Genomic DNA, 12,929 nt, shown 5'->3' with positions numbered 1-12,929 from the left:
ATAATGGGTATTATGTTTAGGTAATGTAATCAAAGAAAGGACGTGCACGATTTGAACTTTCGTGAAATGACAAAAGAACAATTAGCAGAAGAGTCGTTAATTGATTTAGCATACGCAGTTTTAGAAGAAGGTAAATCAGCCATTTTATTTAATGATTTAGTAAAAGCCATTCAAAATTTAAATGGTTATTCAGATGAGGAGATTAAAGCTCGTCTTGTGCAATTTTATACAGATATGAATGTGGATGGCCGTTTCTTATTAAACCATGAGAGCGGTTGGGGTTTACGCGAATGGTATAAAGTAGAGACAATCGAAGAAGAAACAGCACCAACAGTAAAAGTGCGTAAGAAAAAATCAAAAGCGGTACTCGATGATGAAGAAGAAATCCTTGAACTGGATGAAGATGATATCGCATTCGATGAAGACTTCGATGAGTTTGTTGATGAAGAAGATGAGATCGAAGAAGATGATTCACTCGACTTTGTAGAAGAAGATATTGAAGATATCGATGCAGAAATCGATGAAGAGCTAATTCCAGAAGAAGAAGAAGAATTCATTATCGAAGATGAAGACGAGGAAGAAGAAGAAGCTGACGATTTCGATGAGTTTATAGACGACGAGAAGTAAACTCGCTCACGGGAAGCCACGTTCTTTCCTCATATCGTGTAAGATTTGATATAGAAAGCAATGTAGACAAAGTCAAAGTTTGACTTTGTCTACATTTGTGTTTAGGTAATGTCAAACAAGGGGATACCTAAATTTGTTCAGGGAATGTCCCATGTAAAAGTACTTGACTTCTTTTACACTTCCGTATAATCTTTTACTTGGGCTCCTTAAAAGAGGAGATTGACCGTACGATTGATACGCTCCCCCTGCAACAAGCAGGAGGAGCGTTTTTTATTTGTGGATAGGAAAGTATGAGTTTCATGGATATCCGCATCAGAACGGACATCATTTCGGGTTACTTTGGGACGAGATGTGTCTTTCTAATAATTAGCGCTTGCAATGGCCGAGCGAAATATAAGTTTTCATTTAGTTTATTGCTTCAACTGTTTGCGGTGTGCCAAACGTTTAAGCTTTTCTTATTTTCAAGGAGGAATTTAGCATGACAAAGTATATTTTCGTAACAGGTGGGGTTGTTTCATCACTCGGAAAAGGGATTGTCGCAGCATCTTTAGGACGTTTACTCAAAAACCGTGGTCTTGAAGTGACAATTCAAAAGTTCGACCCTTATTTAAATATTGATCCAGGTACGATGAGCCCTTATCAACACGGTGAAGTGTTCGTTACAGACGATGGCGCAGAGGCTGATTTAGACTTAGGTCACTACGAGCGTTTCATCGATATTAACTTAGGGAAACATTCAACAGTGACATCTGGCCGTGTGTATCAATCTGTGTTACAAAAAGAGCGTCGCGGTGATTACAACGGTGGTACGGTGCAAGTAATTCCTCATATTACAAACGAAATTAAAGACCGCATCCAGCGTGCTGGTCGCGAAACAAATGCCGATGTCGTGATTACAGAAGTAGGCGGTACTGTAGGCGATATCGAATCATTACCGTTCCTAGAAGCGATCCGTCAAATGAAAACAAGTCTTGGTCATAATAATGTTATGTATGTGCATTGTACATTAATCCCGTATATTAAAGCAGCGGGTGAAATGAAAACAAAGCCGACGCAACACTCCGTAAAAGAGTTACGTTCACTTGGGATTCAGCCAAACATTATCGTTGTCCGTACAGAACAAGCGATTTCACAAGATATGAAAGACAAGTTAGCGTTATTCTGTGACGTACAACCACATGAAATCATTGAATCGCGTGACGTAGAGCATTTATATGAAGTGCCATTGAACTTACATGCACAAGACTTTGATGATATCGTCCTTGATCACTTTAGAATCCAAGCACCAGAAGCAGATATGTCTGACTGGAAAGAGCTTGTACACAAAGTGAAAAATTTACAGCATAAAACACGTATTGCCCTAGTTGGGAAATATGTAGAGCTACAAGATGCTTATATTTCAGTAGCAGAAGCATTAAAGCATGCCGGCTATGTATATGATTCAGATATCGAAATCGATTGGGTAAACGCAGAGCATATTACAGCAGAAAATGCACAGGAGCTGTTAGGACAAGCTGACGGTATTCTTGTACCAGGTGGCTTCGGTGATCGTGGTGTCGAAGGGAAAATTGAAGCGATTAAATTTGCGCGTGAAAACGACGTTCCATTCTTTGGTATTTGTTTAGGGATGCAGCTGGCAACAATTGAGTTTGCACGCAATGTACTTGGCTTACAAGGTGCACATTCAACAGAGCTTGATAAAGAAACAAATTACCCAATTATCGACTTCTTACCAGATCAATCAGAAGATGTAGATTTAGGTGGTACATTACGTCTTGGTTTATATCCATGTAAGCTAAAAGAAGGTTCTCGTGCACGTGCTTGTTATGGCGGAGAAGAGTTAGTTTATGAGCGTCACCGTCATCGTTATGAGTTCAACAACGAATTCCGTGAAGCGATGGAAGCAGAAGGTCTTGTCTTCTCAGGTGTATCGCCTGATAACAAGCTTGTTGAAATTATTGAATTACCAGAGAAGAAATTCTTCGTCGCTGGTCAATTCCACCCAGAATTAGTATCACGTCCACAACGTCCACAACCACTATTCCGTGAGTTTGTTGGCGCAGCGTTTGCGAATCGTAAATAATACTTGATACGAACTACCTCGCTACAATCGGGCGAGGTAGTTTTTTATTGCTAAGGGGGCTTGAGCAAAATAAAAAGCCACCACTCTCATGAAGGAGCAGTAGCAGATTATTAACCAAAGGGGGAAGTCGGTGTATCCTCCTCTAACTCTTCATCATCTGAAATCATTTCATCATAGGCCATTTTGATCGCTTCATAAATAAATAATGCGGCAATTAAATGCGGGAAGACGATTCGCTCACCTAGCTTTGTTGGGTGTGGTAAAATGCCGCCACGAACTTTCAGGCTAATATATGTATAAGCAAGCTCGCTTAACGGATTGTCAGCACTCACCACTTCACTTGCCACAGCGGCAAATGGAATAAACGCATCGTACAATTTTTGGGCTAACGTAAGTGCTTGTGGATCTTGACAACTGCGTGTAAAAATAATGACTCGGTCTACTTCTGTTACGACCACATCATCTGTCCATGGTACAATTTTTGTAAATGGCGCTACACTTGCCACCGCATTCAGTTCGATTGCCTTTAATTCACCAAAACAGGCGAAATATACATGACCTTGTCCAATGCCAGCTTGCGCAAGTAAACGTGCTGTTTCTTCAACTGCTTCTTCTTCGCTTGTTTGAATACGCTGTAATAAGCCACTCATTTGAGTAGTTAAAATTTTTGACATATTTCCACCTCCACCCCATTATAAGTTTGATGCAACTGAATTGCAAAATTTGAAAATGATTTTAGTGGATAAGAAGGTATTTGTATATTATTATAGAATTTATTACAAAAATGGTAATAAGGGGAATTTTATGATGCGAAACATACTAATCGTTGACGATCAACCAGGTATTCGACTGTTATTGAATGAAGTATTTAAAAAAGAAGGGTACGTGACATATTTAGCGCAAAATGGGATGGAAGCATTGAAAATCTTCGATGAAGAAGCGATTGATTGCGTTTTGCTAGATATGAAAATTCCGGGTATGAATGGCATCGAAATTTTACAACAACTCAAAGCTAAAAATGAAACTATTTCGGTGATGATGATGACTGCTTACGGGGAACAAGATTTAATCGATGAGGCAATGCGACTTGGTGCGACAAAGTACTTTACAAAACCATTTAATATTTTTGATGTATTAAATAGTGTAAAGGATGTAGTAAGTGTGTAGTTTTATGGAAATTATATTGGGAATTCATGCGTAGAGAGCATGAATTCCTTATTTTATCTACATTGCTAATGTGTTTTTGCGACAGAAAACATAATAGCCTAAAACACTTTTTGGATTGAAATAATTTTGCACCTGCCGCTTCGCTTTCGGTGCAGAAAACATAACGGTCTGAAACACTTTTGGGATTGAAATAATTTTGCACCTGTCGCTGTGCTTTCGGTGCAGAAAACATAACGGTCTGAGATACTTTTAGGATTGAAGTAATTTTGCACCTGTCGCTGTGCTTTCGGTGCAGAAAACCAACGCATCTGAAGCTTTTCAGATGCGTTGGTTTTTGTTATGATGGGATTGAATGTTTTCATATAAAATATTTAGCATCCTTAAGGGAGGATTTCCATAATGGCATTAGTTTCTATGAAAGAAATGTTAATCAAAGCAAAAACCGAGAAATACGCAGTAGGGCAATTCAACATTAATAATTTAGAATTCACACAAGCAATCCTTCAAGCGGCGCAAGCAGAAAATTCACCAGTTATTTTAGGTGTTTCAGAAGGTGCAGGAAAATACATGGGCGGCTTTGTAGCAGTCGTACACATGGTAAAAGGATTAATCGAAAGCTATAACATCACAGTTCCAGTAGCCATCCACTTAGACCACGGTTCATCTTTCGAAAAATGTAAAGAAGCCATCGATGCAGGTTTCACATCTGTTATGATTGATGCTTCACACCACTCATTTGAAGAAAATGTAAACATCACAAAAGAAGTAGTAGAATATGCGCATGCTCACGGTGTATCAGTCGAAGCTGAATTAGGTACAGTTGGTGGGGAAGAAGATGGTGTAACAGGCGGTATCATCTATGCTGATCCAGCAGAATGTAAGGCAATGGTTGAGCAAACAGCAATCGATTGTTTAGCGCCAGCACTTGGTTCAGTTCATGGTCCATACAAAGGCGAACCAAAACTAGGATTTGCTGAAATGGAACAAATCGGTAACGAAACAGGTATGCCTTTAGTATTACATGGTGGTACAGGTATTCCAGATGAGCAAATTCAACGTGCAATTTCTTTAGGAACAGCGAAAATCAACGTAAACACTGAAAATCAAATCGCGGCAACAAAAGTAATCCGTGACATTTTAAACAATGATCAAAAAGTGTATGATCCACGTAAATATTTAGCACCTGCACGTGAAGCGATTAAAGAAACAGTTATCGGTAAAATGCGTGTATTTGGTAGCTCTCAAAAAGCGTAATATATAAGAGCTTTATGATGAGGAGCCTTGTCTAATACGCAGCCCTTCTCTTATCTTGGTGGATATGAAAATAGAAGTGATCAAGAAAATCCACATAAGAAAACATAGCAACTCGCACTATTTCAGCGCGAGTTGTGTTTTTCTAATCATGACAATACATTTATGCAGCTTTGTACAAGGAGGATAAATACATGAAATTCTTTATCGATACAGCAAACTTTGAAGAAATTAAAGAAGCCTATTCTTGGGGCATTTTATCAGGTGTGACAACAAACCCTACTTTGGTAGCAAAAGAGCCAGGTGTGAATTTCCACGATCGTCTAAAAGAAATTGCTGAATTAGTAGATGGGTCAGTTAGTGGTGAGGTTATTTCATTAGACGCGGAAGGCATGATGAAAGAAGGCTTAGAATTAGCAGCGATTCACCCAAACATTACAGTGAAATTACCGATGACACCAGAAGGATTAAAAGCATGTAAATTTTTCTCTGAAAAAGGCATCAAAACAAATGTTACATTAATCTTTTCAGCGAACCAAGCATTAATGGCTGCGCGCGCGGGTGCAACATATGTATCACCATTTTTAGGGCGTCTGGATGATATCGGACAAAACGGTGTTGAATTAATTTCAACAATTGCAGATATTTTTACAATCCATGATATTAAAACAGAAATTATCGCTGCCTCTATCCGCCACCCACAACATATTACAGAAGCGGCATTAGCTGGTGCACATATTTCAACAACACCATTTAAGGTATTAAAACAATTATTTAACCATCCATTAACTGACAAAGGAATTGAAGGATTTTTAGCGGATTGGTCAAAGCGTGAAGGTCAATAATAAGAAAAATAAGCTTTCCAAGTGATGAAGGAGAAACGCTAGTATGGATGTTTACAAAATTAACGGTGGTCATCGTCTACAAGGTACAGTCAAAGTCAGCGGTGCGAAAAATAGTGCGGTCGCTTTAATTCCAGCATCAATCTTGGCGAATTCTTCCGTCACTATTGGAGGGATTCCTGAAATTTCAGATGCTTGGACGTTAAAAGCTTTACTTGAAGAAATTGGCGGCGAAGTCACATTTGAAGACGGAAAGATGACAATCGATCCTTCGAATATGATTGCGATGCCATTGCCTAATGGGAATGTAAAAAAACTTCGCGCTTCGTATTACTTAATGGGCGCTATGTTAGGACGTTTTAAAAAAGCAGTTGTCGGCTTACCAGGCGGTTGTTTTTTAGGGCCGCGCCCAATCGATCAACATATTAAAGGATTTGAAGCGTTAGGTGCGAAAGTAACAAATGAGCACGGTGCGATTTATTTGCGTGCGGAGGAGTTACGCGGGGCGAAAATTTATTTAGACGTAGCAAGTGTTGGGGCTACGATTAATATTATGCTTGCAGCGGTACTTGCAAAAGGACGGACGATTATTGAAAATGCTGCAAAAGAGCCAGAAATTATTGATGTAGCAACCCTGCTCTCGAATATGGGGGCTAAAATTAAAGGTGCTGGTACGAGTGTCATTCGGATTGACGGCGTAGAAGAATTGCATGGTACGAAGCATACGATTATTCCAGACCGTATTGAAGCAGCCACATTTATGATTATGGCAGCAGCGATTGGCGACGGGGTAACAATTGATAATGTGATTCCATTGCACTTAGATTCTGTCATTGCAAAGCTACGTGAAATGGGCGTTGTGATAGAAGAAGACGAGGAAAGCGTTTTTATACCAAAGCAAGGCGTATTGCACGCTGTCGATGTGAAAACACTTGTATACCCTGGTTTTCCAACAGATGTACAACAGCCACTATCTGTTTTAATGACACAAGCAGTGGGTGCATCGAAAGTGACGGATACCATTTATACAGCGCGTTTTAAACATATTGATGAACTCCGTCGGATGAGTGCCAAAGCACGTGTGGAAGGCAATACGGCGATTGTTGAAGGGCCAACACAATTAGAAGGTTCGGTCGTAACGGCAACGGATTTACGCGCAGGTGCTGCATTAGTACTTGCTGGCCTGCTTGCCAAGGGAGAAACGGAAATTCACGATATTTATCATATTGAGCGTGGTTATAGCTCTTTAATTGAAAAGCTTTGTACACTAGGTGCGAATATTCGTCGTGAAACAATTTTAACATCAGATAAAACGAGCTAGACGAATATGTTACAATGAAAGTGAAATGAAAGTGAAGGTTTAGGCGAGCATGTAGCAATCTTTTTTTGTTCAGCTAGCCGAAAACAGGAGGCAAATTTATAATGGAACGTAGTTTATCAATGGAAGTTGTTCGCGTAACAGAGGCAGCAGCGATTGCTTCAGCCAAATGGATGGGACGTGGACTTAAAAATGAAGCAGATGACGCTGCAACAACAGCGATGCGTCACATGTTCGATACAATTCCAATGCATGCAACAGTTGTCATCGGTGAAGGTGAGATGGATGAAGCACCGATGCTGTACATCGGGGAAGAATTAGGGTTACGCAACGGTGGTCCAGAGGTGGATATCGCAGTGGATCCACTTGAAGGGACAAATATCGTTGCAAAAGGTACAAATGGTGCGATGACAGTACTTGCCATTGCAGATCGCGGCAATTTATTAAATGCACCGGATATGTATATGGAGAAAATTGCAGTTGGTCCAGAGGCTGCTGGTAAAATTGATATTAATGCATCGGTCACATATAATCTATTACAAGTAGCAAAGGCGAAAAACAAAGACATTTCAGATGTCGTTGCAACATTATTAGATCGTCCTCGTCACCAAGTAATTGTTGATGAAATTCGTGAAGCAGGTGCACGTATTAAATTTATTCAAGACGGTGATGTTGGTGCTGCGATTAATACAGCATTTGACGAAACAGGCATTGATATTATGTTCGGTATGGGTGGCGCCCCTGAAGGTGTTATTTCTGCCGTAGCATTAAAATGTTTAGGTGGCGACTTCCAAGCGAAGCTAGTACCTGAAGATGAAGAACAACTAGAACGTTGCAAAGCAATGGGGATTGACGTCGATAAAGTACTTTATATGGATGACTTAGTAAAAGGTGATGATGCTATTTTTGCAGCAACAGCTGTAACAGATAGCGAGCTTTTAAAAGGTGTTCAATATAAAGGTTCTTACGCTTTAACACACTCTGTTGTTATGCGTGCAAAAACAGGTACAGTACGTTTTATCGAGGGACGTCACAGTATCGAAAAAAAACCAACATTTAATAAATAACTTCAATGTTGCCCGGCATCTCTAGCCGGGCCCTTCTTTAAAAAGTTCTCCCATTTTATGAACATTCCAAAAGAAAAATAAATATAGTTAGGAGAGAAGCTATGTCGGCTCTTACAATTGCGCAATTAGAAAATATGACATTAAAAGAGTTATATGCGCAAGCACGTGAATTTAAGATTTCTTATTATAGTAAGTTAAATAAAAAAGAATTGATTTATGCGATTTTAAAGGCACAATCAGAATTAGAAGGTTATTTCTTCATGGAAGGTGTCCTTGAAATTGTGTCGCAAGAAGGCTTTGGTTTCCTTCGTCCCATCAACTACTCACCGTCTAAAGAGGATATTTATATTTCAGCTTCGCAAATTCGCCGATTTGATTTGCGTAACGGGGACAAGGTAACAGGGAAAGTACGTCCACCAAAAGAGAATGAACGTTATTACGGCCTCCTTCAAGTACAAGCAGTCAACGGGGAAGACCCAGAAGTTGCAAAAGAGCGTGTTCACTTCCCAGCACTAACTCCACTTTACCCAGATCGTCAAATTAAGCTAGAAACAGAAGGGAATAAACTATCAACACGCATTATGGATTTAATTGCGCCTGTCGGTTTTGGTCAACGTGGTCTCATCGTAGCCCCACCAAAGGCAGGGAAAACATCGTTACTAAAAGAGGTAGCGAACGCTATTACAACCAACTATCCAGAAGCAGAATTGATTGTGTTATTAATTGATGAGCGTCCAGAAGAGGTAACGGATATTGAGCGCTCTGTCAAAGCGGATGTCGTTTCATCCACATTCGATGAAGTACCAGAAAATCATGTGAAAGTAGCAGAAATCGTTTTAGAGCGTGCTCGTCGTCTAGTAGAGCATAAACGAGATGTTATTATTTTAATGGATTCCATTACACGTCTAGCACGTGCGTATAACCTAGTCATTCCACCAAGTGGACGTACATTATCAGGGGGGATTGACCCAGCTGCATTCCACCGTCCAAAACGTTTCTTCGGTTCAGCCCGTAACATCGAAGAAGGTGGTAGCTTAACGATTTTAGCAACAGCGCTTGTTGATACGGGTAGCCGGATGGATGAGGTCATTTACGAAGAGTTTAAAGGAACAGGAAACTTAGAGCTTCACTTAGATCGTAGCTTAGCAGAGCGCCGTATCTTCCCAGCGCTTGATATTCGTCGCTCGGGTACACGTAAAGAGGAGCTACTGATTCCACAAGAACAACTCGATAAGCTATGGGCGATCCGCAAAACATTCAGCGATGCGCCAGACTTTGCGGAGAAGTTTTTACGCAAACTACGTGGCAGCAAAACAAACGAAGAGTTTTTTGAAAAATTAGATGCAGATATGAAAAAGGCGACAAAGGGAAAAGGCTTGCTATAACATTTTTACGTATTTAATTTTATCTGTGAAATAGCACTTGCAATTAAATATTTAAATATGTTATCATTCTCTAGTATGTAACGTGCACATATGTAGCTGGCTTTCACGCTTTTATTACGGAACTACTGTAATAACATATTCGGGCTATGTAAGGTGCAGTTCGATAATACTCTGTTCCAGATGGTTCAGGGCGAGAGGAGAAAACGAATATGAAACAAGGAATTCATCCAGATTACAAAACTGCAACAGTAACTTGCTCTTGCGGTAACACTTTTGAGACTGGTTCAGTAAAAGAGAAAATCGTTGTCGAGTTCTGCAACGAGTGTCACCCATTCTACACTGGTCGTCAAAAATTCGCGTCTGCTGACGGACGTGTTGATCGTTTCAACAAAAAATACGGTCTTAACAAATAATTGTCAAAATGCCTGCCAAACGATTACGTATGGCAGGCATTTTCTTTAGTAGATTAGGAAATACAAACTCCTTATTTATATAACTTATACTGAACGAAAAATACTAGATACATCAACATGTATGAAAAGGAGGCTCATAATGGCACAGTTATTTTTTAAACATGGTGCAATGAACAGCGGAAAATCAATTGAAATTTTAAAAGTAGCGCATAACTATGAAGAACAAAATAAACCCGTTCTTATTTTTACATCTGCTATTGATACGCGTGAGGCAGTTGGGATAGTGTCGAGCCGAATTGGTTTACGCCGCCCCGCGCAGGCTGTTTTTAAAGAAACAAATATTTATGAAATCGTCAAAGCGCATCCAGAAAAGCTCTATTGTGTACTCATCGACGAAGTCCAGTTTTTATCAAAAGAACATGTGCTTCAACTAACACGCATTGTGGACGAGTTAAATATTCCAGTAATGGGCTTTGGGTTGAAAAATGATTTCCAAAACGAGCTATTTGAAGGTAGCCGTTATATGCTCATTTATGCAGATAAAATTGAAGAAATGAAAACAATTTGTTGGTTTTGCCATAAAAAAGCGACCATGAATTTACGGGTCGATGAAAATAAAAAACCTGTGTATACAGGTGAACAAATTCAAATCGGTGGGAATGATACGTATTACCCGGTTTGTCGTAAATGTCATAACAATCCACCTTTGTAATGAATAATGGTAGCACCAACGACCAGAATTCATTATACTAATGAAGGTAGATTTGAAAGAAAATTTGTTAATTCATAATACTAGAGGTGAACATATATGTTTGATCGATTACAAGCGATAGAAGATCGTTATGAGCGCTTAAATGAGCTTCTAAGTGATCCAGATATCGTCAATGATAGCAAAAAGCTTCGTGATTATTCGAAAGAACAATCGGATATTCAAGAGACAGTCGATGCATACCGCGAATACAAAGAAGCAAAACAGCAATTTGCCGATGCACGTGAAATGTTAGAGAACGAAAAAGATCCGGATATGCTTGAAATGGTAAAAGAAGAGTTCAACGGATTAAAAGGGCAAATCGAGGAGTTAGAAGAACGTCTGCGCATTTTACTAATCCCGAAAGATCCGAACGATAGCAAAAACGTAATCATGGAGATCCGCGGTGCAGCTGGTGGAGACGAGGCGAATATTTTCGCCGGTGACCTATTCCGTATGTACACTCGTTATGCTGAAACACAAGGCTGGAAAATCGATATTATGGAAGCGACACCAAATGCAGCAGGTGGTTATAAAGAGGTTATCTTTATGATTAATGGGCAAGGTGCGTACTCTAAATTTAAATTCGAAAACGGTGCACACCGCGTACAACGTGTACCAGCCACAGAATCGCAAGGTCGTATCCATACATCAACAGCAACAGTAGCATGTCTTCCAGAGGTAGAAGAAGTAGATGTTGACATTCATGAAAAAGATATTCGTGTTGATACATTTGCATCATCGGGTGCAGGTGGTCAATCCGTAAATACGACGATGTCTGCCGTTCGTATGACACACATTCCAACGGGTGTTGTTGTATCGATGCAAGATGAGCGTTCACAATTAAAAAACCGTGACAAGGCGTTAAAAATCTTACGTGCACGTGTAGCAGATATGTACCGTCAAGAAGCACAAAAAGAAATTGACGCAACACGTAAATCTGCTGTCGGAACAGGCGACCGTTCTGAGCGTATTCGTACGTACAATTATCCGCAAAACCGTGTAACAGACCACCGCATCGGGTTAACGTTACAAAAGCTTGATCAAATCGTCGAAGGCAAGTTAGACGAAATTATCGATGCACTTATTTTAGAAGAGCAAGCTTCTAAACTAGAGAAATTAAACCAAGATGCATAAAACAGTATTTGAGGCCCTAAACGGGGCTTCTTCTTTTTTAGTTAGTAACGGTCGCGATGAAAATGCTGCAAGAATACTGTTGCAACATATTTTGAAAACAAATTATTCTGGTTTAATGATGCGCACACATGAACCATTAACACCTGAACAGTTTTTCACATTTAAATCGTATGTGGAGCAATATGCGAAAGGGCGCCCTGTGCAATACATTACAGGTGTCGAGGAATTTTACGGTCGCACATTCCAAGTCGATGAATCCGTATTAATCCCTCGACCTGAAACAGAGGAATTGATTGTTTGTGCGCTAGAACATGGCAAAAAGCTATTTGGTGATAAAGAAGTCATGTTAGCAGATATCGGGACAGGCAGTGGTGCGATTGCGATTACGATGAAAAAAGAATGGGCAGCTGCTAAAGTAACGGCGACAGATATTTCACAAACAGCCCTTGCGACAGCGACAAAAAATGCGGACCATTTACAAGCAGAAATCGATTTTCGATTAGGAGATTTAACGGCGCCCATTGCACATGAAAAATGGGATATTGTTTTATCCAATCCACCATACATTGCATTAGATGAAGCAAAGGATATGTCAGAAGTGGTGCTTGCACATGAGCCACATACCGCACTGTTTGCTGAAGAGGAAGGGCTATTATTATATCGTAAACTAGCAGAAAACTTACCGCACCTGATGAATACGCCGGGATTTGTCGCGGTAGAAATCGGCTATAAACAAGGTCCGGCAGTAAAAGAACTATTTCAAACAGCCTTTCCGCAAGCGACTGTAGAGGTCGTGCAAGATATTAACGGCAAAGATCGAATAGTTTTTTGTAAAATAGTAGAATAAAAATTCACCTCCTTGTCCACAATGCTAGGCAAGGAGGGATTTTC

The 12,929-nt window shown here is 39.9% G+C and carries 13 protein-coding genes; 12 read left to right on the top strand and 1 reads right to left on the bottom strand.

Annotated features, from left to right (window positions below):
- Positions 1-51 precede the first annotated feature (51 nt).
- Both rpoE and pyrG read left to right on the top strand, forming a co-directional pair.
- Entirely contained in the window at positions 52-627 is a 576-nt protein-coding gene (rpoE, locus tag AC3II9_RS02515; protein WP_489152896.1) for a DNA-directed RNA polymerase subunit delta, read from the top strand.
- Positions 628-1,105: 478 nt separating this feature from the next.
- The gene (pyrG, locus tag AC3II9_RS02510) at positions 1,106-2,710 is read left to right on the top strand and encodes a CTP synthase (protein WP_391367699.1); all 1,605 of its coding nucleotides are present in this window, start codon (positions 1,106-1,108) and stop codon (positions 2,708-2,710) included.
- Positions 2,711-2,820: 110 nt separating this feature from the next.
- Here pyrG and AC3II9_RS02505 read toward each other — a convergent pair whose 3' ends face one another.
- Complete coding sequence (locus AC3II9_RS02505) at positions 2,821-3,384, bottom strand: DUF2529 family protein (RefSeq protein WP_489152895.1); 564 nt, start codon at positions 3,382-3,384, stop codon at positions 2,821-2,823.
- 133 nt (positions 3,385-3,517) lie between these two features.
- Between AC3II9_RS02505 and AC3II9_RS02500 the strand changes: the two genes are divergently transcribed.
- The 10 genes from AC3II9_RS02500 to prmC all read left to right on the top strand — a co-directional run bounded on the left by AC3II9_RS02500 (position 3,518) and on the right by prmC (position 12,885).
- On the top strand, positions 3,518-3,877 hold the full coding sequence (locus AC3II9_RS02500) for a response regulator (RefSeq protein ID WP_489152894.1): 360 nt from the start codon (positions 3,518-3,520) through the stop codon (positions 3,875-3,877).
- Positions 3,878-4,276: 399 nt separating this feature from the next.
- Positions 4,277-5,131, top strand: coding sequence for a class II fructose-bisphosphate aldolase (locus AC3II9_RS02495; RefSeq protein ID WP_489152893.1), 855 nt, complete (start codon positions 4,277-4,279; stop codon positions 5,129-5,131).
- Between the two features lie 191 nt (positions 5,132-5,322).
- Entirely contained in the window at positions 5,323-5,973 is a 651-nt protein-coding gene (gene fsa / locus AC3II9_RS02490; RefSeq protein ID WP_489152892.1) for a fructose-6-phosphate aldolase, read from the top strand.
- Positions 5,974-6,016: 43 nt separating this feature from the next.
- Positions 6,017-7,291: a UDP-N-acetylglucosamine 1-carboxyvinyltransferase gene (murA, locus tag AC3II9_RS02485; RefSeq protein WP_489152891.1), complete on the top strand. Its 1,275-nt coding sequence runs from the start codon at positions 6,017-6,019 to the stop codon at positions 7,289-7,291.
- A gap of 101 nt (positions 7,292-7,392) precedes the next feature.
- Complete coding sequence (gene glpX, locus AC3II9_RS02480) at positions 7,393-8,355, top strand: class II fructose-bisphosphatase (RefSeq protein WP_489152890.1); 963 nt, start codon at positions 7,393-7,395, stop codon at positions 8,353-8,355.
- 101 nt (positions 8,356-8,456) lie between these two features.
- Positions 8,457-9,740 carry a transcription termination factor Rho gene (rho, locus tag AC3II9_RS02475; RefSeq protein WP_391367680.1) on the top strand — a complete coding sequence of 428 codons (1,284 nt, stop codon included), beginning with the start codon at positions 8,457-8,459 and terminating at the stop codon, positions 9,738-9,740.
- 209 nt (positions 9,741-9,949) lie between these two features.
- On the top strand, positions 9,950-10,153 hold the full coding sequence (gene rpmE / locus AC3II9_RS02470) for a 50S ribosomal protein L31 (protein WP_391367677.1): 204 nt from the start codon (positions 9,950-9,952) through the stop codon (positions 10,151-10,153).
- Between the two features lie 139 nt (positions 10,154-10,292).
- Positions 10,293-10,865, top strand: coding sequence for a thymidine kinase (locus AC3II9_RS02465; protein ID WP_391367674.1), 573 nt, complete (start codon positions 10,293-10,295; stop codon positions 10,863-10,865).
- A 96-nt stretch (positions 10,866-10,961) separates the two neighbouring features.
- Positions 10,962-12,038, top strand: coding sequence for a peptide chain release factor 1 (gene prfA / locus AC3II9_RS02460; protein ID WP_489152889.1), 1,077 nt, complete (start codon positions 10,962-10,964; stop codon positions 12,036-12,038).
- Positions 12,031-12,885: a peptide chain release factor N(5)-glutamine methyltransferase gene (gene prmC, locus AC3II9_RS02455; RefSeq protein WP_489152888.1), complete on the top strand. Its 855-nt coding sequence runs from the start codon at positions 12,031-12,033 to the stop codon at positions 12,883-12,885. The genes prfA and prmC overlap by 8 nt, the downstream gene beginning before the upstream one ends.
- The last annotated feature ends 44 nt before the right edge of the window (positions 12,886-12,929 follow it).

This window comes from Lysinibacillus sp. RU7 (assembly GCF_057837305.1).
Note: the sequence above shows the minus strand (reverse complement) of the source record. Positions and strands in the feature narration are given on the sequence as shown.